Source organism: Planococcus wigleyi (assembly GCF_014836985.1).
GTDB lineage: Bacteria > Bacillota > Bacilli > Bacillales_A > Planococcaceae > Planococcus > Planococcus notacanthi.
In genome coordinates, this window is sequence record NZ_JACSPU010000001.1 from 320338 (window position 1) to 341864 (window position 21527).

The following is a 21527-nucleotide window of genomic DNA, read 5'->3' on the forward strand; positions in this document are numbered from 1 at the left end:
CCGGGCAGTCACTTGGAAGTATTGGAGGAGATAGGCATGACGGCGGCTTTGGCGACGGTTTTATTGTGCATCGGTTATTTGGCATTTACAGTTGATAAAAAACAAGAGAACTTTCCGGTGCCGGTTGTACTCGTGCTGATTGGCATCGGTTTGTCATTCCTGCCTTATTTCAAGGAGATTGAAGTGACGAAAACGATGATTTATGATGTTTTTCTGCCGGGACTTTTATTTGTATCGGCTTATCAGTTCTCTACAGACGCGCTGCGGAAAAATGCCGGCATCATCGGATTGCTCAGTACTGTCGGACTTGGATTGACGATCGCGTTGGTCGGTTTGGCGGTCTATTGGATCGGGGGCTGGTTCTTTTCCATCTCGTTGGCAGGGGCGATGGTGATTGCGGCAGTTCTGGCGCCGACAGATCCGGCTTCGGTCGTCTCAATCCTGAAAAAGTCTTCGCCTGACAAGAGCATCGCCGATATCGTCGATGGAGAATCCATGATCAATGACGGCACCAGCATCGTTTTGTTCAGTGTATTGGCAGGGATCTATCTTGAATCGCAATCGTTTGATGTGCTGTCGGCATTGGGTGAGTTTTTCTATGTCTCGGCAGGCGGTGTTATTCTTGGCGTTGCAGTGGGGTGGCTATTGAGCAAAGCCGTCCATATCACCCATCACCGGGATTACCAGGTCATGCTCAGTATCGCTTTGGCATACGGGGCTTTTCAGCTGGCCGAAAGCTTCGGGTTTTCGGGTGTTTTGGCGACTGTTTCAGCAGGCATCATGCTGTCCTGGGAATTTTCCCATGCCAATAAGGAAGACCATTACCGGGAGGCCTTATCCGGATTTTGGGATGTGGTCGAACCTTCCTTATTGTCGCTGCTATTTTTACTGATCGGCATTGAAGCGACAGAGCATCTGGTCTGGGACAATTGGCTATTGGCCATCCTTATTTTATTCGTCAGTATCGCGATTCGTTTTGTGATCGTCGGCGGTACGTTCAAGCTGTTGGCTGGTACTAAGCATGAAGCGATCTGGAAAAAAGCGCTGCTTATTTCCTGGTCCGGCATACGCGGTTCGATGTCGGTTTTCCTCTTGCTCCAGCTCGGGGTGATGGCGGCGGGAGGCGCTGCAGATGAGTTGATTTCACTCAGTTTTTCCGTGGTCATCTTGTCGCTGATCATCCAGAGTCTGGGCATCCATCCTTTGTCTAAATTATTGGAATCAAAATAAAACAGCCCTCGTATGGAAGCTAAGGCTTCTGCACGGGGGCTGCTCTGTTTATGCTTTTACATATAATTCTTCAATCATTTCAGGAAGCATCGGTTTATGGAAAAAATAGCCCTGAGCTTGGTTGCATTTTTTGGTTTTCAAAAAAGCCAGTTGTTCCAACGTTTCCACCCCTTCTGCAATCACATTCAGCTCCAGGTTATGGGCCATCTGAATGATGGTATCAACCAGAGCCGCGTCTTTGGGATTGCTGTGGATATTGCGTGTGAAATGCTGGTCGATTTTTAATGTATCAATCGGGAACATTTTCAAATAGCTCAAGGAGGAATAACCCGTGCCGAAATCATCAATCGACAAATGGATGCCCATAGCTTTCAATTCCTGCATTTTTGAAATGGCGGAAGCTGTTCCTTGGATGATGCTTTCAGTCAATTCGAGTTCCAAAAACTCAGGAGCTAGCCCTGACTGGTACAAAGCGGATGTAACGATTTCAGCGATATTGCCTTGGGAAAACTGCTTTGCAGAAATGTTTACAGCTACACGGAAAGGGTCTAAACCAGCATCCTGCCAGGATTTATTCTGCTGGCAGGCCGTATGGAGAACGTATTCGCCGATCTGGAGAATCATGCTGTTTTCTTCCGCGATGGGAATGAATTCTGCTGGAGAAATCGGTCCCAAAAGCGAGTGATTCCAGCGGACCAACGCTTCGACGCCGATGATTTTTTCGGACGTGATGTCGATCTGCGGCTGGTAATGGACCGTAAACTCGCCAAGCTCCAATCCTTTACGGATACTCATGGAAATTTTGGATTTCCGTGAGACCAACTCATTCATTTCGGAAGTGAAGAATTGGAAGTTGTTTCGCCCTTCCTCTTTGGCGCGGTACATGGCGATGTCGGCATTCTTGACCAGTATTTCCGGTGACTGGCCATCAGAAGGGAAGAGGCTGCCGCCGATTGACGAAGTAGTAAAGACGGTCTCATCATTTAATAGGAAAGGTTCGTTCAGCGCACCGAGAATTTTTTGTGCAACCGCTTCTGTTTTCGTGTAATCCGCATTCAGCAGCAATACGATGAATTCATCGCCGCCAAGGCGTGCTAGCGTATCTGTTTTTGAAAGGCAGGATTTGATGCGTGTGCTTGCCTCAACCAACAGGCGATCCCCGGTTTGATGGCCATAAGTGTCGTTGATCAGTTTAAATTGGTCAAGGTCCAGATAAAGGATAGACAGCACTTTCCCATTGACTGCTGCCTGATCGATTGACGACTCGAGACGATCGTTGAATAAGCGCCGGTTCGGCAGTTCGGTCAAGGAATCCAAATAAACGAGATTGCTGATTTTCTCTTCTGTTGACTTCCGTTCGGTGATGTCCCGGATGATCAGGCTGTAATAAGCGCTGTTCGCCATCTGCCAAGTGCCCATGGACAATTCCACTGGAAATCGGGTGCCATCTTTTTTAAAGCCAATCAATTCAATGGTTTTGCCGATCAGGTCCAATGAATCGTGTTTTGGATGAGTTTGATGTTCGAAAATCATTCGGACATTCTGTTGCTGGATCTCTTCTTTACTGTAGCCGAAAAGCGATTGAGCTCCATTATTCCATTGGCTAATGGTTCCTGCAGCATCTGTAACGACAATGCCGTCTGCAGTGGACTCGATGACCGAGTGGAATTGGCGATCGTAATCGTCTGACAGCGACTTCACTTTCGTCTCACTGCGGATGCTGGTAATGGCAATCAGCAAAATCAGCGCCATCCCAATTCCGACATTATAGGCAATATAACTGCTGCCCATCGTATTTCCGGCCATTGTATGTGTGTGTGAATCCATTTTAAATTGCACAGCTGCCATGCCGACATAATGCATTCCTGAAACGCCTATGGCAATCAATGCTGCACTAACGACTTTCAGTCCAATCAGCTTGCTGCGTGCCCGCGCATAAAACAGCAGGAACATCGCCAGGAGCGAAGCGGCCAAAGCGACGAAAACTGACAGGATAACCAAAGGCACATCGTATTGGATGTTGGCCTGCATCTGCATAGCTGCCATACCGCTGTAATGCATGGCAATAATGCCGATTGTAATCATTATGGCACCTATGGCCACTTCTATTTTGCGGACTTGTGGTTTGCTGGTGATGGCAAAGGCAATTCCGCTGGCAAATAAGGCAGGGAAAATAGAAAGAATGACTAAGGGTGTATGATAAGTGACCTCCACTGATACATGGGAAGCCAGCATGCCGATGAAATGCATGGACCAAATTCCAAGGCCCATGACCAGAGCGCCATGAAGAATCCATTTAACCCGATCTCTGCCGACAGTGGAAAATAATGTGCTGCTTATAGTTAAAGCTGTATAAGCAGAAATGAAAACGACAGCAATGGATAAAACAAGTAATGGCCAATCGTAAGATAATGGTAATAAGTTCAAAAAGTTCACTCTTTCTTTTAACTTGAATGGGTGTTTAGGGTTAACTATACAGAAAAAACAGGAAGTTATTAATAGATTTATAGATCTATAGTCCATTTATTTTAGCATCTTACTACTGTTTTGATAATAAATTTAAATTTCTGTCAACTCAATGGTGCTTATTTGCTCGGACTACTTTATACTGAATAGTAAATGGAAAATAAAGAAAATAATTTGGTTTATTTGTAGAACATTGTTCGGATTCAGCAAAATGTATGCAATGAGTTGTATCAGTCAAAAATGTGGATTGGGAAGGTGAAGAGATGAAAGTCAAAAAAGCGATTATTCCGGCTGCGGGGCTCGGAACACGATTCTTGCCAGCGACAAAAGCCATGCCGAAGGAAATGTTGCCCATCGTTGATAAACCCACTATTCAATACATAGTCGAAGAAGCGATCGCTTCGGGAATTGAAGATATCATCATCGTAACGGGCAAAGGCAAGCGTGCGATTGAAGACCATTTCGATCATGCTTTCGAACTTGAAGATACGCTGTTGAAAAAAGGCAAGACCGATATGCTGGATTCTGTTTTGGAAACATCTACTGTCGAAATCCATTACATCCGACAAAAAGAGCCGCTGGGCCTCGGACATGCTATTTGGTCTGCGCGCCGCTTTATCGGCAATGAACCGTTTGCTGTCTTATTGGGCGATGACATTGTGGAGAATGAAGAGCCATGCCTGGGTCAGTTAATGAAGCAAAATGAAGAGACCGGCAAAAGCATTATCGGTGTTCAGCAGGTGCCGGAAGATGAAACCCACCGCTACGGCATCATCAATCCTGTTTCAATTGACGGGAAATTGATCAAAGTTGATAATTTCGTCGAGAAGCCCGCCGCGGGAACGGCGCCTTCGAATTATGCCATTATGGGGCGTTACATCCTGACACCGGAAATTTTTGAGTTTTTGGGCCGCCACCAGCTTGGCGCAGGCGGCGAAATCCAACTGACGGATGCTATTCAAATGCTGAATGAAGTCCAATCGGTCTATGCCTATGAATTTGAAGGACGTCGTTTTGACGTTGGTGAGAAATACGGCTTTATCGAAACGACCATTGAATTTGCGTTGAAGCGCCCTGAATTGAAAGATCGGTTGCTGAAGTTATTTGATGAAAAGTTAAAAGAGTCGTATATCAACGAAAAGTGATGGCCTGTGTATAGATAAAGCAAAGCGCTTCAGCCACTAAGGCGAAGCGTTTTTTTGCCTGCAGCCGGTTATTGCAGCCGGCAGATAATGGTACACTGAAAAGGTTCTATATCCATTGGAATAGGATTTGAAATTTTTATAATCGACTCTAAAAGAAATGAGTGTTTGAAGTGGTGAGAAATTTGAGTTTCAAAAAAATAGCGGTGTGGCTGTTGATGCTTTTCTTCATGGTCGGCTTGCCGCTTGCAACATTGTATGTCAGTGAACGGCTGGTCCGTGAAGTGCTGACTTTGCCGCTACGGGAATGGGTGGCGGAATTGCCGGAGCGCTTTATGGTCAATGTGCTGCTGATGCTGGCATTATTCAATCTATTGTATATCCTGCCAAGAAAATGGTTCATGGTTACAAGTCTGATCTTGAGCAGCTTTTTGGTGGTCTTCGCTTATGCCAATCAAGTGAAAATGGAGCTCCGCAGCTCGCCGATTTCACTCGGGGATTTTGCGCTGCTGAAAGAATTGGGCAGTCTGGAGCAGCCGGTCGGCATCAATGTTCCGTTGCTGGCGGGCATTGGTTTGGCTTTTATTGTGTTAGTTGCAGCAATTCTATTTTGTGTACCGAAGCTGAAGGAAAATTGGATTCTGAAGACAGGAGTTTTTCTTGTTTCCGTGTTGTTCCTGGTGATGATGTGGACCGACAAGCCGGCCTCTCCAATGGAAAACGCGAACTTTGAAAATACGTGGTGGAAGTTGGAATTAGCACTGATGCGCAACGGCGTCTTCGGCAACTTCGTCATGCTGGCTAAAAATTCCCGAATTGAACCGCCTGAAGGTTTTTCTGCAGATAACATGAAAACCATTGCGGAAAAGTACCAGCCGGATGAAAGAACGGGCGGAGAAAAACCGAATGTCATTTTCCTGATGAGTGAATCGTTCGTTGATCCATATTTATTTGGGGAGCAGCATTTTGCTAAAGATCCAGTCCCTAATTTCCGCCGTCTCTATAAGGAATCACTGCATGGCGGAATGTATTCCTCAGAATTCGGGGGTGGGACGGCCAATGTAGAATTCGAGGCGTTGACTGGCTTCAGTATGCAGTTTATGCCGGCGAATTTCGTGCCGTACCAGTTGTATATTACCAAGCCGTTGCCGTCCGCGGCTTATGCTTTCAGGGAAGCGAATTATGAAACAACAGCAATCCATTCCTACTTCGGCTGGTTTTACCAGCGTGAATCGGTGTATCGCCAAATGGGCTTTAACCGTTTTATCTCGGGTGAATTCATGGATTTAGACCAACCCAACGATCCCGGAAAAGGGTTTCCAAAAGACAAGCACATAACCGATTCAGTCATAGCGACGCTGGACAGAACCGAAGGACCGGATTTTATTCATGCAGTGGCTGCTGAAGGCCATAGTCCTTATTACAAAACCGAGCAATCGGAATTTATGAATAGCGGCACGTTGCCGGAGGAAACAAAACAGTATTTAGCCAATTATACGGGGAAAGTACATGGTGCTGATGCCGAACTCGGGCGAATGGTGGAAGAGATCGAAGCGCGTGGCGAGCCGGCAATCCTGGTGTTTTTCGGAGATCATTATCCGTCCTTTTCAGATAATGAAGCGATATATGGAGAAGCGGGCACAGGCATTGCGAACGACATGCTGGGGGATTACGACGATTTTATTGCCACCCATAAAGTGCCGTATTTCATCTGGAAATCCGATGGCAATCAACCCGCAGAACTTGATGTCACACCTAACCAGTTCAGTGCCTTGGCACTTGAGATGGCAGGCATCCAGGGCAATACGGTGACAGCGATACTGGACGATATGCGGGAACAAGGAGATTCGGTAATTCCGTACAATCAATGGCAAAGTGAAATGGGTCCGCAGACCCAGCAGATGAAAGACCTGCAGATGATCCAATACGATCTGCTTCATGGCAAGCGTTATTCAGAATACTTGATGCCGGACCTTGTCAGAAGGCCTTCTGCGGATTACCATTTAGGGCTTTACACTGAAATGCATGCGCAGAAAGTGCTGGAAACTACAGATTCCTATGAATTTTATGTTGAAGGAGCTCCCAGATTTTCAGAAGTCCTGGTTGATGGTGAGCCTGTCACTGCCGAATGGCAGCCAGCGGAGCAAGGTTTGGCAGTTTTCAGTGTGTTGAAAGATCAAGTGAAAGAAGATGCAGCGATTCAAGTGGTTGTCTACAACTCCAGAGGAGCCGTATTAAAAGAAACGTCTGAATTTACAATTGAAGAAACTGTGGCAACAAGCAAAAAGTAAAAGCAGCGGCCGAAATTTCGGGCCGCTGCTTTTTTAATTGGCTTCTATTCTATTGATCAATTCGATACCTGAATATTCACCATCGGCGGTGATGCGTTTCAGTTCGAAAGGAAGTGAACTTTGGCTGTTCATGCCGCTGTTTACGGTAAAGGCCATTTTGTACCCTGCTTTTTCAGCTAAGCGGATGGTGTCGGCTGAATAATCACCGTATGGATAGCTGATCGCAGTTACTTGGGTGCCGACATTCTGTTCAATGGCATTTTTGGATGCCATAAAATCGGCATAGACCCGCTCTTCGAATTCCGCTTGTGTTTCCATGCCATTCTCCATTTGCATAGGTCCGGTGATCAAGCCGCGACTCTGCAATTGTACATTGTCTTGTTTTGAATGGGAGTCCCAGGTATGGCTTTGGATGCTGATGGTTCCTCTCATTTCACGGGCCTGCTTCCAAGAGATTTTTGGGTATTCTCCTGCAATAGAGCCGCTATCCTCAAAAATCCGGCTGGCAACCACGTAAATGCTTGCTTTCATGTTCAGTTCTTTCAGTATGGGAAAGGCTTCTGTGTAATTGCTCAGATACCCATCATCAAAAGTGATGAGAATCGGCTTTTCCGGAAGTGCGGCCTTCTGTTCCAAGTAGTCCAATAATTCAGCTTCGGTTATAGTGTTATACCCGGCAGATGCCAGAGCAAGCATTTGTTCTTTGAAACGTGCCGGATCAACGCTGATTGAATCGTTCCGTCCAGGCAACAAAATATGGTACATCAACACAGGTATTTCAATAGAGCCGGTACTATTGCTGACTAGGCCAATTTTTGGGTCGGCGAGTGTGGCCTCTTCATTCGAATTGCCTGTGTTTTGAATGCTGAAAAAGACAAAACAGCTAAACGCTAAAATAAATATACTTATGATTAATCCAATTTTTCTCATTTAATAAGTTCTAACAGGATGCATGAAAAGATCCTCTCCGTAGTTAATAAGTACTGTTAAAGAGTATCTGATAAATAATGGAAGTTGTCAATGAAAAATTTAAGACAGCAAAATGATGGATTGGTCATATGAAATTTATAAAATATTTTGCGTAAGTAATCTAAATAATCTAATTAATCAGTATTATTTGTGGAAATTCTTTGGAAGTATGATAAACTATCTAACTATAGATGAAATAATGTAAACGGTTGGAAATTCAACAAGAATACTGACTTTGCTACTGGCAAAGAACAGCTACAAGGAGGCAAGGCCCAAGTGAAAGATATTTACTTTGAACGTGATTACGGGCGTTTGTATGAAAAGATTGAGCAGGGGACATGCGAAGTTTTTGAATTCCAGCATCCATTAGGGAATGTCAGCCACTTGTTCATCAAACGGCTTATTCCGATATGCATCAATGAAGAGTCCTATTATGACATCAGTACCCCTTATGGCTATGGAGGACCAAGAATCATCAATTGCCAAGAAGGCAGCGAGAGCCAATTGGTTCACGCATTCCACGACGCCTTTGAAGAATATTGCCGAAAAGAGAACATCGTCAGTGAATTTGTCCGTTTTCATCCTTTATTTACAAATGCACAGGATTTTAACAGCAGCTATGAATTGACATTCCGCCGTTACACTACCGGAACAAACTTAAAGGATTACGAAGATCCGATCAAATCGGAGTTTTCCAAGTCTAAGCAAAAAAGCATCCGAAAGGCGTTGGCGGCAGGCGTGGAGTATAGAGTGACAGTAAATCCGCCCGATTTGGAAGAATTCAAGCGCATTTACTATCGCACGATGGGCAGGAAAAATGCTGAGGCTGTCTATTATTTCAATGATGACTATTTCAAAGAGATGCTCGAGCATTTGGGTGAACATATTTTATTAGTGGAAATTCTATATGAAGGCCAAGCGATCGCAATGGGGCTGAATATGGTCTACGATAAATTTATCCATATCCATCTGTCCGGTACCATGGAGGAATTTCATCATCTGTCTCCGGCATTTGTCATGCGCCAGGCACTGGTGATGTGGGGGAAAGAAAATGGAATAGAACTGATTCACGAAGGCGGCGGTGTCACAGGCGAGATCGATGATCCGTTGTACTTGCTGAAAAAACAATTCGGCAAAAATACAGAATTCAAGTACTATGTCAGCTATAAGATATGGAATCAGAAAGTCTATGAATTGCTTTGCAAAACGGTGGGGACAGAAGTGGGCACAGGATCATTTCCGACATATCGTTCAAAGAAGAATCTTGAAGAACCTGTTGTTCCTTAAAAAAACAATAGGCTCTCTAGTAAAAAGTCTGCATCTTGATGCAGGCTTTTTTTATAGTTCGGTAAAAGTGTGGAACGAATAATGAGTGGAGGATCGAGTGCTGATGTCAGGTGAAGTTTTCCAATGCCGAATGCTATAATAAAACGAATGCCATTAATTGATTCTACTAGAAAAGGATTTGTAAAATGACTGCATATAGAAGTATTTCCTGGATTGCCGCCTTTTCGTGGATGGCTGTCATTTTTTATTTGTCGCATCAGCCAGGTTCGGCATCAAGTGATTTGAGTTCAGGCATAGTTGCGACACTTTTGAATTTTATCGATCAAGTAGCTCCGAACCTTGAATTAAATGTGGAAAGTTTCCATACCTTCGTCCGGAAAAACGCTCATTTTATGGCCTATTTGTTTTTGAGCTTGTTAAGTTTGAATGCTTGGAAAAGCAGTGGATATCGAGGTTGGAAACAATTGTTCTTGGGTTTTGGGATGTGTGTGTTGTTTGCAGCGACCGATGAAATCCACCAATTGTTTATCGAAGGGCGGAGCGGTGAAGTTAGAGATGTTCTAATTGACAGCACAGGAGCTGCGGTCGGAGTCGGGGTCTACATGATTGCCGCTAAAGTTGTGGGCTTATGGAAAAATAGCGATGATAAGCAGAAAAAAGCGGAATTGTAGTAATTGCCGCTGCATATCTTATGTCATTAGATTCATCGATATTCACCTTTCTGTGACAAATGAACCTAGTAAATGCCAAAAATTTATCGTAAGATGTTATAAATAAGAAAAGCTTTATACTTGTTTGGGAGCAGTTTTCATCAAACTAGTATTTTGGAAATCACAAGGAGTAGAGTATGAATGACATCAGCAAGGTTGGAACAAAAGAGGTGGATCGTATGTGGGCTTTAATTACCGGCGGCTTTTTGTTTGTCCTGGCCGTTGTCTTTTCTTTAGGAAAAGCGAGCTCGAAGAGAGAAGATGTGGCCCATGGCCATCGTCAGGAATTGCTTGCACGAGGAAACGAAACCATGCAGGAAATCATAGTGGAAACATCCGTGATTGAAGAAACTGAGCCCCCTAAACTTCATAAAGAGAGAAAAGCGCCACATCCATCAGAACAACTCTAATGGATGTGGTATTTTTTAGTTCTAATTTACTGAATAAATCATAAACATTGAATTTTCAGTTATATAATTATGATTTTGCACCTATATTCTGTATGATAAGAAGTAAGGCTATTCTGCCTCAAGGAGGTGCATATCATGAAGAAAAACAAAAAAATAGGATCTGTTTTGCTGATGCTCTTAGGAGTTGTGGGACTTGGCTATTTCTTTTTGATGATTGAAAAGTTAACGCAAGGAAATGAAGAAGAGAATGGCCAGGAAAGTTATAGTGCCAATTTAGAAGAAGCGGTCGATAAAACGGTGGAACTTCAAACCGCCATTGATGAAACTCCAGCAGGAGGTACGCTGGAAATTCCGCCAGGCGTCTATAAACTTAGCAAAAACCCTGATAATATAGCCGTTACTGGCTATGGCGACAGCTATTTCGCCTTAAAAATTTCAAAACCAATCACGATTCTAATGGAGGAAGTGATACTCCAAACAACTGCAGAGGAAGAATATGGAGTGTTTTTGGTCAATGAAACTGAAGATGTCCATTTGAAAGGCGGCGTGATCATGGGAGAACGTGAGCCGACAGAAGGGGAATTGACTTCTCATATAGGGGTATTGTTTTTTTATACAAACGATAGCTCAATTGAAGACACCTATCTGAAAAATTTCTCCCAAGGAGTTCACCTCAATCATTCAGATAACAATGTTGTCCGAAAAGTAACTACAGAATTCAATCATGGATCGGGCATCATCAGTTTCGATTCCAATAGAAATCTTATTGATTCTTGTGTGGTAAGGAATTCCGGTGACGGCCATTTATCTTTGTATGGAGGTGGCGAAGATAATCATGTAGTCAATTGCGTGGTTACTGAAGACCGCCCGGAATTTACCGATCAGCAGGGCATTACGGTAGAAAGTGAAAAAGGCAGTTTGATTGAAAACAATACGGTGAGCGGTTTTTACTACGGCATCGATGTTAAGAATGGATCGGAAGGGAACATTATCGAATCGAACATCGCTTACGATAATGAGTACAATATTGCTGTACGAGGCGGGGATGGCGGTGCAAATCTCCAACTGCCTAGTTACAACACGCAAATTTTGAACAATATGGTAGTCGACCCCCGCGATAAATCTTCCTACGGCATCTATATCGGGGCGGGTGACGGGCATGTCGTGACAGGCAATACCTTGAACCCCGGCAATTTAATTCTGCCTGAGGAAGATTTAGAACTTTATGAAAGCCAAAATTATTTTGTGACGGAAGATGGAAGCTGAACACGTATCCTGTTGGGGCCAGCAATGGCATCAAGGGGAACGTGTTTTTTTTTTTTTTGAAAAAAAGAGGAGCGGCAAAAGAGTATGGAGGTGCGCTCTTTGGTTAGTGAGGTGCGGAAATCAGCTGTTGAGGTGCGCTTAAAGCCATTTGAGGTGCGTTCAGCCAACTCTGATGGAAATACTTTCATGCAAATTTCCTTCAAATGGTATAATTGAGGCAATGAACATCTTTATTAGATAAAGGAGGAAAAAGATTTATGGCAATACTGGTTTGTGGAGGCGCCGGATATATCGGCAGCCATACAGTGAAGGAATTGGTCGATACATATGAAGTGGTGGTGTTGGATAATTTGACCACCGGGTTTGACTCGTTGATTGATGAGCGAGCGACTTTTGTAAAAGGGGATCTGGGTGATGGTGCGGTGCTTGATCGCATTTTTGCGGATCATACGATCGATGCTGTGTTCCATTTTGCGGCCAATAGCCTGGTAGGCGAATCCGTGGAAAATCCGTTGAAGTATTACCGCAATAATGTCAGCGCGACGCTCGTGTTGCTCGAGAAAATGATTGAGCATGGCGTTAAGCGCTTCATTTTTTCATCAACAGCTGCCACTTACGGAATTCCGGATACGGAGATGATCACGGAAGAAACAGCCAATAAGCCGATCAATCCATATGGCCGCTCTAAACTGATGGTGGAACAGGTTTTGGCTGACATTGCCCACGTCCACGATTTCCAATATGTCGTGCTCCGCTACTTTAATGCGGCAGGCGCGCATAAGTCAGGTACGATTGGTGAAAGCCACGACCCTGAATCACATTTGATTCCGATAGTGCTTCAGCACCTTTTGGGCCAACGTGAAAAAATTTCAGTATTTGGTACGGATTACGACACGGCTGACGGTACTTGTGTTCGGGATTATATCCATGTCACCGATTTGGCGCGTGCGCATATCCTGTCATATGAGGGGATGGCCAAAGGGGAAATTGCGAATGAAACGTATAACCTCGGCAACGGAGCAGGTTACTCGGTGAATGAAATCATTAAAGCTTGCGAATCGATTGCAGAACGGAAAGCAACGATTGAATATGCTGATCGGCGCGCAGGAGATCCGGCTACATTGGTCGCTTCCTCCACTAAAATTGCAGCGGCTTTAGGCTGGAAACCGGCATTCGATTTGGAAGCCATCATTTCCAGCGCCTGGGCGTGGCATTCAAAGTGAAAAATAACAGTTGAAAAGATCCCTTGAGCATCCAAACGCTCAAGGGATTTTTTATGCCTGTAAACTAAGGGCGATCAAACACTTTTGATGATTAAAAGCGCTGAAATTTAAATAACATAATTTATTTTCTAAATAGAGCGAATTATCTATATTCAAACCTATTGTTTGTGATAGAATGGGAAAAACAAAACGGAACTGAGTATATAGTAATGGTTTCGAATTTGTTTGCTTCCTCCATTTTTAAGATAGCTATTACCCCTTATCACTCAATCCCCAAATTACATTAAGAGGAGAGAAACTTATGAATAAGAATCCATTAGTCAGCGTTGTCTGTACAAGCTATAACCACGGGGATTATCTTGCTGAAGCAATCGACAGCTTTTTGATGCAGAAAACAAATTTTGATTTTGAAATTTTGATTTATGACGATGCCTCAACCGATCAAGGGCCGCGTGTCATCCGAGAGTATGAAAATCGCTATCCTGATCTGATTAAACCAATTTACCAAACCGAAAACCAATACTCAAAAGGAGTCCGTGTGGAATTGTTCAACCACAACCGGGCGAACGGAAAGTATATCGCTGTTTGCGAAGGGGACGATTATTGGACGGATCCTTATAAATTGCAAAAACAGATTGATTATATGGAGGCGCATCCGAATTGCAGCATGACTGTCCATGCAGCCGACCGGGTTTTATCGGATAAGAAAAAAATCCTTTCCACAGTGCGGCCCGAGAAGGCCAATGCCATTTTATCCATGGAACGCGTCATAGAAGGCGGAGGGGACCTGGTAGCCACAAATTCGATGGTTTATTCAAAAGAAAAAATCCCGGAATTGGCTCCGTTTTATTTAAATGCGACGGTAGGCGACTATCCGATGGTTATTTTAGCTGCGCTTCATGGAACGGTGGATTATTTGGATGACAATATGTCCGCTTACCGCGTCGGGGTGAAAGGGTCTTGGACAGAACGTGAGCTGGCGACCAGTATGAAGCGCATCAACCATTATCACGATATGGAAAAAATGTTTGATGAAATCAACGAGTATACGAATTTTCAATACAACGGCGCATTGGAAAAAGCAAAACGGGGCTACCAATTTTCGCTTTTGGTGGAGCAGAGGAAGTTCAAAGAAGCAAAAAGCGGCGAATTTCGGCAAATCTATTTAGAGCTTGGCACAAAACAACGTGTCTTGATGGGGATGAAACGCTATTTCCCGAATGTTACTGAAAGCATCCGCAAAGCAAAGTGGAAATTTGTCCAGTAAATAGAGCAGTAAGAAGGACTGTGGGATAGGAGACCGTTAAATGGAACCACAACCATCATTGAAGAAAAAAACAATTGGCGGTCTGGTGTGGAGTTTTGGTGACCTGATAGGCAACCAAGGCATACAGTTCCTCATCCAGATTATTTTGGCGCGGTTGTTGCTGCCTGAACATTTTGGATTGATCGGCATGATTCTGATATTTATCGCCTTGTCAAATTCGTTGGTCGACAGTGGATTTACACAAGCTTTAATCCGTGAACGCCACGCCAACCAAACGGATTATTCAACCGTCTTTTATTTTAATCTAGTTGTATCGTTCTTGATTTATTTGATCTTGTTCCTGGCTGCTCCGGCAATCAGCCGTTTCTTCGGCGAACCGCAGCTGGTGGCACTGGTCCGTGTATTGTCTATTGGAATCGTCATTAACGCATTTGCCGTCATTCCAAAAGCCATGTTCGCCAAAGAAGTAAACTTTAAAACGCAGGCCAAAATCAATTTAAGTTCCAGTATCCTGTCCGGTCTTTTTGCGGTGGGGCTGGCATTGGCGGGCTACGGGGTTTGGAGTCTGGTGCTGCGGCAATTATCGATGAATGCCATCCAGTCTCTGTTGTTCACGGTGACAAAAAAGTGGGTGCCTTCTTTGGTGTTCAGTGTGTCTTCGTTCAAGCGTTTGTTCGGATTTGGCTGGAAACTTCTTGTCTCCGGAATGATTGATACTTTCTATACGAATGTCTATTTCCTGATTATCGGAAGGCAATATTCAGCGGCACAGTTGGGCTATTATACAAACGCCTCCCGTTTCAGCGAAATCGTTTCGCAGAATTTGGCGGCGACTATTTTAAGGGTGACTTATCCGGTGCTCAGCAGCATCCAGGATGAACACGAACGCTTGAAACAGTCCTATAAAAATATCACCAGGCTTGCCGCTTTCCTCATTTTCCCGGTAATGGTCGGCATGGCTGCGATAGGGGAACCTTTAGTATTGTTGGTGTTTGGCGAAAAGTGGCTGCCGATGGTGCCTTATTTTCAATTGCTGTCCATCGCTGGGATGCTGTACCCCATTTTGGCGCTCGATTTGAGTATTCTGCAGGTGAAAGGGCGATCGGATCTTTATCTATCCTTAGAGATCATCAATAAACTCTCGTTGACGATACTTTTGTTTCTTGCAGTATGGCTGGAATTGGGGGTCATCGGATTGATCGGAGCAGCTATTTTAAATACATACTTGGAATTCTTCGTCAACAGCCATGTCTCTAAGCGGGAAGTGGCTTATCCGGCTATGGAAAAATTAAGTGACCTCTTCCCGATTTATTTGATTTCGTTTGGGATGGGTGCTGTAGTGTGGCTGATCGGTCAGCAAGTTGAAGGGAATCTTCTTTTCCAAATGGTCTTGCAGGTAACTGCTGGAATCTTTATTTATATCGCCGTTTGCCGGATCGCAAACATTGGCGAACTGAGAACGGTTTATGGATTGATTAGTTCCGTTCTTGCTCAAAAAAACAAACGGTAAGCAGGATTATCTGCTTACCGTTTGTTTTTTGGGCCACCGATATGCTGGGAAAAGTTCGCTTTCTGTATCGGTATTTGTCAGCTGATTCAATTGCTCGTATATTTGTTCGTTCCAGATTTTATTACCTACGTAATAGTCGAATTCGGTATTTTTACCAAATCTTTTTTTGAATACATAGAGGGAGTCGTCCGGGCCGGGATGGACGCCGCCGCCGGAATGGATATATTCCACTCCGTGTTCTTTTGCCCACTCGACGATGGCGTAGGTCATGACATAAACAGGGGATAAATGATTGAAGCCGTCCACAGTTCCTGATAGATGTGTATGGACAAACGCCCCCGTGTGGAAATGCATTTCTGCTCCAATCACTTGGGAGTCGTAGATGGCCTCAACTATTATCAGCTGTTCGCCTAGATTATCGATGATTTTGGAGAAGTACTGCTTGTCGAAAAAGTAGAAGTCTCCAGCGCCGACGCGCTTCATCGTCGTCAAGTAGATGTCCTGAAACTCGTCTAAATTAGAAGGATTTCTGGTGATCCGGTAAGTCACGCCGTCCTTTAACGCTTTACGGATTCTCTTTCGGGTTGAACCTGAAAACTCTTCCTGCACCGGATCTTCGAAACCTTTCAAAGTGACGCCGGTGGTGTGGCGTCTGAACAAAACGTTATAGCAGGATTTGAAATCCAAAGCATTGTCAATAAGCGGGTGGAAGCGGACAAATTCCGTAACAATCTTATGGCCATCGCAATAAACTTGAAAAGCCTGACAAAAATGTTTGACCAGTTCATCTTTGCGCGTGTCATCTTTCAGTTCCGTGATGACTGGCCCCCCATAACCGTAGGGGGTGAGCAGATCAAAGTATGGCCCGCCTTCCAGTTGGATAGGAATTTCCCGTTTAATGAATTGATGATAAACAGACCCCAAAGGATGTTCGAATTCGAAAACTTCACAAGTTCCTCCTTCGATATGCTCATACAACTGGGCATAATCTTTTATGAAAAATAAATCTCTCAAATCAAAACCTCATTTCTTCGTATATTTTGATGTGGATTCACGCCTTCACGAGTAGTGCAGACTGCAATCTAAGAGAAAATTCTGCTATGTCAGCAGCTGCATACTGAAGATGATTGATATTACTAAATTTTCAATTAAATTTAACTTCATACCGATTGTAACGAAAAAAATAGGTAAATGCTAGTGGTAATTTTGTTTTTGTCAAATTCATATAAGGAAAAGTAAGCAGTAAGAAAGGAAAAATTGTAATTTAAGTTTTTTATGAGGTATTAGTATTCAGAAAAATGTGCATTTTTAGAAAAAATATTCTATACTAAAGAATATGAAGTTCAGGGTGGATCGGCAATTTTAATCTTCAATTGCATATAAGAGGAGAATGTTAATGATTTCCAATAATAACTACAGCAAATGGCTCTTGTTTCTTTTGGGGATGATCGGAGTGGCACTCATTTTTTTTACCGGGAAACTTTTTTTACTGGAGGAAAACAGGATCGATGCAGGAGTACAATTTGAGGCGGAAGGTGACGGCGTGACGGATGATACAAGAGCGATACAGCGCGCGATTGATGAAACTCCGATTGGCGGGACGATGCATATTCCTCCTGGCATTTATAAATTGAGCAAAAATCCTGATTTCAAAGCAAGCACTGGATACGGAGACAGTTACTTTGCATTGAAGGTATCCAAACCTATTACGATTATCATGGAACAAGCGATATTCAAAACAGAATCCGAAGGCGAATACGGTGTATTTTGGATTACGGATACGGCGGATGTCCATTTGAAAGGCGGATTTTTGCTGGGGGATGAATTACCGAAGAGCGGGTCGTTGATTTCGAACATTGCCATTTTGCTTCAAGACAGCCAGAAAAGCTCGATAGAAAATGTGTATACAAAAAATTACTCTCAAGGCATCCACTTGCATCACGCCAATGACAATATCGTCCGGAACGTGACGAGCGAATTTAATTATGGTTCAGGCATCATTAATTTTGCGTCGGACTATAATACAATTGAATCTTGTGTTGTCAGAAATTCGGGAGATGGCCATCTTTCCTTATTCGGTGGTGGCAAACAAAATCTAGTCAAAGGCTGTGTAGTGACGGAAGACCGCGAAGGCTATACCGATCAGCAGGGGATTACGATTGAAAGCGAAAAGGAAAGTGTGATCGAAAAGAATTCAGTCAGTGGATTTTATTATGGCATCGATGTTAAAAATGGCGCGGATTCCAATATCATCGTCGGTAATCTGACGTACGACAATGAATTCAATATTGCGGTCAGACCCGGTGATGGAGGCAATAATTTGATGACCCCAAGCCACAACATACGCATTTTTAATAATTTGGCCATCAATCCTCGTGAAGATTCCGAGCGGGGCATCTATGTCAATGTTGGGAAGGGACACCAGATACAAGGAAACACGGTAGAAGAAAATAATTTAATCATTCGCGATGAGAAGTTGCGGAAAGTTTATAAAAAAGATAATTTTTTTGTGAAAGGCGAATAACCTGAAATAGGTTGCAAAATTGTTAAGTTATGGTTAATATTTCTGAATAATGCGTTTATTCAGTTAAGTTCATGTTAAGATGTAGTATGTATAAAAGTTTCAGAGGCATTCCATTCAGCTGAAGCAGGCACGTACTAGTGAACCGAGGCACTATAGCTGGTGACGGAAACTTACTTAAATGAAGAGGAGTCTGTGACTTATGGTAAACGAAATAATGGTGAGCGTTGAGTGCAACAGCTATAATCAGGAAGATTTCATAGCGGAAGCATTAGAGAGTATATTGATGCAGAAAACAAATTTCGCTTTTGAAATTCTAGTCCATGACGATGCATCGACTGATCGGACAGCTGATATCATTAGAAGTTATGAACAAAGATATCCGGATATCATCAAACCCATTTACCAGACGGAAAATCAGTATTCCAAAGATGTTCCGTTTGAGACGTTCAACGATGAACGGGCGCGAGGAAAATACTTGGCGATTTGTGAAGGTGATGATTATTGGACCGATCCGGAAAAGTTGCAGAGGCAAGTCGATTATATGGAGGCGCACCCTGAATGCAGCATGTGTGTCCATGCTGCAGAAAAGGTCTCTGCGGTAAGCAAGAAAAAAGTCGCGACTATACGGCCGAGCCATAAGGATAAACTCTTTTCGGTAGAAGAAGTGATTGAGGGTGGGGGAGACCTGTTCGCCACCAACTCGATTTTGTATTCTCGCGAAAAAATACCTAAGATGCCGGAGTTTTATTTGAATGCCACCATTGGCGATTATCCGTTGGTTATCTGGGGGGCATTGAGAGGTACTTTCTATTACATGGATCGAAATATGGCTGCTTACCGGGTAGAGGTCAAAGGTTCCTGGACGGATATGCAAGTCTCTGATGTTGCCGCAAAACAAAAACACCTCCAGGAAGTCGCCGTTTTGCTCGACGAAATCAATACTTTCACTAATTTCAAATATGATTACGTCATCAATCGCACGAAAAGACGAAACCGCTTTTATATCTTATTGAAACAATTAAAAATAAAAGAGACCTTGAAAAAAGGGTACCGGCAGTTCTACATGCAACCGGAATTTTTTAAGCGGGTCTTCAAACGGATTACGATCTGAAAAATGTCTGGATATAATCCTGAACAAATAAAAGGCGGTTCCTGAAAGTTGGCATGGCCAATTCTCAGGAATCGCCTTTTGCTATTAATTCTCATGCATTGGAATTAGTTTAAAGCGGCTATCTGGCGGGATCTCTAGAGAAGAATTTTAGACGCGAAATTTGATCAAATAGAAAGGGTTGGATGAACTTTAATCCGGCTCTTTTTTTAATGGGAAAGGCGAAAGCCGGTTTTAACAATTGGAATAATCTCCTTATTCAACTTTTCTAAAAAACAGGAAGGATATAACAGTTAAATGAAGAGTCTTACTTAGAGATTTGTAGGAATAGCTACGAAACTTTTAGTTTTCCAAAAGATAGTGGAATAATTTTCATATTAAAAATATAAAAATAATCTAAATTATCTGTTATTTATGACTTATAGTATGTTAGAATGAAATTCAAGAAGTGAAAATAAGCATAAAGTATTGTATCTAAAAAGGAGGTAAGTTCTTATTGGCGTAAAATAGATTTTATTTACCTACTTTTTATGATTAAATAATAGTTGAATTACAAATATCTGAACATTTAGGCACTTCGGATAACATTCTATATCAAAAGTTTTCATTGATAGGAGCCGGCAGATGAAACAGGAAAAGTCATTAAAGAAAAAAACAATCAGCGGTCTGTTGTGGAGCTTCGGAGACATGTTAGGAAATCAAGGCGTGCAGTTTATTATTCAAATTATCCTGGCGCGGTTATTGGCTCCTGCCGATTTTGGGTTGATCGGAATGATTCTGGTGTTCGTTGCACTTTCGAATTCACTTGTCGACAGCGGCTTTACACAAGCATTGATACGGGATCAAAAAGCCAATCAAACCGATTATTCAACGGTGTTCTATTTCAACTTGGCTGTATCGATTTTTATTTATGCAGCGTTATTTGTCTCGGCGCCCCTGATCAGCAACTTCTTCGATCAAGATCAATTGACGTCGATTATCCGGGTACTGGCATTAGGTGTCATCGTGAATGCGTTCTCGATCATTCCTAGAGCGATGTTCACCAAAGAAGTGAATTTCAAGGTGCAGGCAAAAGTTAATATGGCAGCAAGTGTGCTGTCGGGCATTGTAGCAGTTGCCATGGCACTGACTGGTTTTGGTGTGTGGAGTTTGGTTATCCGGATGCTGGCTTTGAATCTTATTCAAGCGCTGTTGCTGGTTTTCTCCAGGAGATGGATGCCTTCACTGGTTTTCAGTGTAGAATCCTTCAAGCGGCTTTTTGGTTTCGGCTGGAAATTGCTTGTGTCAGGTTTGATTGATACAACCTATAACAACATTTACTACCTCATCATCGGCAAGCAATATACGCCCACTGCTTTAGGGCATTATACGAATGCTTCGAAATTCAGCGATGTCGCTACACAAGCGATGACGGCGACCATCCAGCGGGTAACCTACCCGGTATTGAGTGGGATCCAAGAGCAGCACGATAGGCTGAAGCAAAGTTTTAAGAAAATCATCAAACTTTCCGGATTTCTCATTTTTCCGGTTATGGTCGGTGTGGCGGCAGTCGCGGAGCCGCTGATTTTACTGGTTTTCGGCGAAAAGTGGAGAGAGATGATCCCTTACTTCCAGCTATTGTGCATCGCCGGAATGCTGTATCCGATACACGCATTGAATTTGAACATTCTTCAAGTGAAAGGGCGTTCGGATCTATTTCTGTATTTAGAAATCATTAAAACCATTGTACCGACAGTGCTGATATTTATTGTCTTCTGGATGGATTGGGGCATTACCGCCTTAGTGGCCACAGTGGTCATTGACTCGCACATTTCCTTATTCATCAATATCTATTTTTCTGGCCGCGAGATTTCATACAGCGTCAAAGAACAGATTCAGGACTTGTTTCCGATCTATGGCATTTCTTTGGCGATGGGCGCAGTAGTTTACGGCATCGGCGGATTTTTGCCCTTTTCCAATCTACCGACCTTGCTTTGCCAGATTGGAATTGGTGTAGTGCTCTATATCTCGATTAGCAAACTGTTTAAAATTCAGGAATTCGATACCGTTCTTGACTTATTGGTACCTGTCATAAAAAAGATTAAGCCCGCTAAGACGGGTTGATTGGCAGAAAGTGGATTTAAA

17 protein-coding genes are annotated in these 21527 nt (G+C 43.3%); 13 read left to right on the plus strand and 4 right to left on the minus strand.

The features are described 5' to 3' along the window. The first annotated feature begins 36 nt into the window (after positions 1-36). On the plus strand, positions 37-1230 hold the full coding sequence (locus H9630_RS01350) for a cation:proton antiporter (RefSeq protein WP_191713695.1): 1194 nt from the start codon (positions 37-39) through the stop codon (positions 1228-1230). 48 nt (positions 1231-1278) lie between these two features. Here H9630_RS01350 and H9630_RS01355 read toward each other — a convergent pair whose 3' ends face one another. After that, the gene (locus H9630_RS01355) at positions 1279-3666 is read right to left on the minus strand and encodes an EAL domain-containing protein (RefSeq protein WP_404825518.1); all 2388 of its coding nucleotides are present in this window, start codon (positions 3664-3666) and stop codon (positions 1279-1281) included. 293 nt (positions 3667-3959) lie between these two features. On the opposite strand from H9630_RS01355, the gene galU reads away from it, so the two are divergent. Then, positions 3960-4841: a UTP--glucose-1-phosphate uridylyltransferase GalU gene (gene galU / locus H9630_RS01360; protein WP_191713696.1), complete on the plus strand. Its 882-nt coding sequence runs from the start codon at positions 3960-3962 to the stop codon at positions 4839-4841. Positions 4842-5023: 182 nt separating this feature from the next. Further along, positions 5024-7129, plus strand: a complete 2106-nt coding sequence (locus tag H9630_RS01365) for an LTA synthase family protein (protein ID WP_191713697.1) — start codon at positions 5024-5026, stop codon at positions 7127-7129. A 33-nt stretch (positions 7130-7162) separates the two neighbouring features. On the opposite strand, the gene H9630_RS01370 is transcribed toward H9630_RS01365, so the two are convergent. After that, positions 7163-8059, minus strand: a complete 897-nt coding sequence (locus tag H9630_RS01370) for a polysaccharide deacetylase family protein (RefSeq protein WP_191713698.1) — start codon at positions 8057-8059, stop codon at positions 7163-7165. 315 nt (positions 8060-8374) lie between these two features. Here H9630_RS01370 and H9630_RS01375 point away from each other — a divergent pair, with 315 nt between their 5' ends. The 4 genes from H9630_RS01375 (at position 8375) to H9630_RS01390 (ending at position 11771) form a co-directional block, all read left to right on the plus strand. Continuing rightward, a complete protein-coding gene (locus tag H9630_RS01375) occupies positions 8375-9385 on the plus strand; it encodes a GNAT family N-acetyltransferase (protein ID WP_191713699.1) in 1011 nt (336 codons plus the stop codon). Positions 9386-9570: 185 nt separating this feature from the next. Further along, positions 9571-10056, plus strand: a complete 486-nt coding sequence (locus H9630_RS01380) for a VanZ family protein (RefSeq protein WP_191713700.1) — start codon at positions 9571-9573, stop codon at positions 10054-10056. 176 nt (positions 10057-10232) lie between these two features. Next, positions 10233-10505: a hypothetical protein gene (locus tag H9630_RS01385; RefSeq protein ID WP_225218312.1), complete on the plus strand. Its 273-nt coding sequence runs from the start codon at positions 10233-10235 to the stop codon at positions 10503-10505. A gap of 135 nt (positions 10506-10640) precedes the next feature. Then, positions 10641-11771, plus strand: a complete 1131-nt coding sequence (locus H9630_RS01390) for a right-handed parallel beta-helix repeat-containing protein (protein ID WP_191713701.1) — start codon at positions 10641-10643, stop codon at positions 11769-11771. Here H9630_RS01390 and H9630_RS01395 read toward each other — a convergent pair. Further along, positions 11744-11959, minus strand: coding sequence for a hypothetical protein (locus H9630_RS01395; RefSeq protein ID WP_191713702.1), 216 nt, complete (start codon positions 11957-11959; stop codon positions 11744-11746). The two genes, H9630_RS01390 and H9630_RS01395, sit on opposite strands and share 28 nt — an antisense overlap. A gap of 69 nt (positions 11960-12028) precedes the next feature. On the opposite strand from H9630_RS01395, the gene galE reads away from it, so the two are divergent. From galE to H9630_RS01410, 3 genes are all read left to right on the plus strand, one after another. Next, entirely contained in the window at positions 12029-12994 is a 966-nt protein-coding gene (gene galE, locus H9630_RS01400) for a UDP-glucose 4-epimerase GalE (protein WP_191713703.1), read from the plus strand. A 301-nt stretch (positions 12995-13295) separates the two neighbouring features. Then, the gene (locus tag H9630_RS01405) at positions 13296-14261 is read left to right on the plus strand and encodes a glycosyltransferase family 2 protein (protein ID WP_191713704.1); all 966 of its coding nucleotides are present in this window, start codon (positions 13296-13298) and stop codon (positions 14259-14261) included. 40 nt (positions 14262-14301) lie between these two features. Then, the gene (locus H9630_RS01410) at positions 14302-15771 is read left to right on the plus strand and encodes a lipopolysaccharide biosynthesis protein (protein ID WP_191713705.1); all 1470 of its coding nucleotides are present in this window, start codon (positions 14302-14304) and stop codon (positions 15769-15771) included. Positions 15772-15777: 6 nt separating this feature from the next. On the opposite strand, the gene H9630_RS01415 is transcribed toward H9630_RS01410, so the two are convergent. Beyond that, a complete protein-coding gene (locus H9630_RS01415; RefSeq protein WP_191713706.1) occupies positions 15778-16785 on the minus strand; it encodes a GNAT family N-acetyltransferase in 1008 nt (335 codons plus the stop codon). Between the two features lie 382 nt (positions 16786-17167). On the opposite strand from H9630_RS01415, the gene H9630_RS01420 reads away from it, so the two are divergent. From H9630_RS01420 to H9630_RS01430, 3 genes are all read left to right on the plus strand, one after another. Beyond that, positions 17168-18295, plus strand: a complete 1128-nt coding sequence (locus H9630_RS01420; RefSeq protein WP_225218313.1) for a right-handed parallel beta-helix repeat-containing protein — start codon at positions 17168-17170, stop codon at positions 18293-18295. 199 nt (positions 18296-18494) lie between these two features. Beyond that, the gene (locus H9630_RS01425; RefSeq protein WP_191713707.1) at positions 18495-19406 is read left to right on the plus strand and encodes a glycosyltransferase family 2 protein; all 912 of its coding nucleotides are present in this window, start codon (positions 18495-18497) and stop codon (positions 19404-19406) included. Between the two features lie 621 nt (positions 19407-20027). Next, positions 20028-21506 carry a lipopolysaccharide biosynthesis protein gene (locus H9630_RS01430; protein WP_191713708.1) on the plus strand — a complete coding sequence of 493 codons (1479 nt, stop codon included), beginning with the start codon at positions 20028-20030 and terminating at the stop codon, positions 21504-21506. Positions 21507-21527 lie beyond the last annotated feature (21 nt).

Bases quoted from the DNA above. Each gene is read 5' to 3' on its own strand.
- H9630_RS01350 (WP_191713695.1), top strand. From the start codon at position 37: ATGACGGCGGCTTTGGCGACGGTTTTATTGTGCATCGGTTATTTGGCA.
- galU (WP_191713696.1), top strand. From the start codon at position 3,960: ATGAAAGTCAAAAAAGCGATTATTCCGGCTGCGGGGCTCGGAACACGA.
- H9630_RS01370 (WP_191713698.1), bottom strand. From the start codon at position 8,059: ATGAGAAAAATTGGATTAATCATAAGTATATTTATTTTAGCGTTTAGC.
- H9630_RS01380 (WP_191713700.1), top strand. From the start codon at position 9,571: ATGACTGCATATAGAAGTATTTCCTGGATTGCCGCCTTTTCGTGGATG.
- H9630_RS01385 (WP_225218312.1), top strand. From the start codon at position 10,233: ATGAATGACATCAGCAAGGTTGGAACAAAAGAGGTGGATCGTATGTGG.
- H9630_RS01390 (WP_191713701.1), top strand. From the start codon at position 10,641: ATGAAGAAAAACAAAAAAATAGGATCTGTTTTGCTGATGCTCTTAGGA.
- H9630_RS01395 (WP_191713702.1), bottom strand. From the start codon at position 11,959: ATGAAAGTATTTCCATCAGAGTTGGCTGAACGCACCTCAAATGGCTTT.
- galE (WP_191713703.1), top strand. From the start codon at position 12,029: ATGGCAATACTGGTTTGTGGAGGCGCCGGATATATCGGCAGCCATACA.
- H9630_RS01405 (WP_191713704.1), top strand. From the start codon at position 13,296: ATGAATAAGAATCCATTAGTCAGCGTTGTCTGTACAAGCTATAACCAC.
- H9630_RS01410 (WP_191713705.1), top strand. From the start codon at position 14,302: ATGGAACCACAACCATCATTGAAGAAAAAAACAATTGGCGGTCTGGTG.
- H9630_RS01420 (WP_225218313.1), top strand. From the start codon at position 17,168: ATGATTTCCAATAATAACTACAGCAAATGGCTCTTGTTTCTTTTGGGG.
- H9630_RS01425 (WP_191713707.1), top strand. From the start codon at position 18,495: ATGGTAAACGAAATAATGGTGAGCGTTGAGTGCAACAGCTATAATCAG.
- H9630_RS01430 (WP_191713708.1), top strand. From the start codon at position 20,028: ATGAAACAGGAAAAGTCATTAAAGAAAAAAACAATCAGCGGTCTGTTG.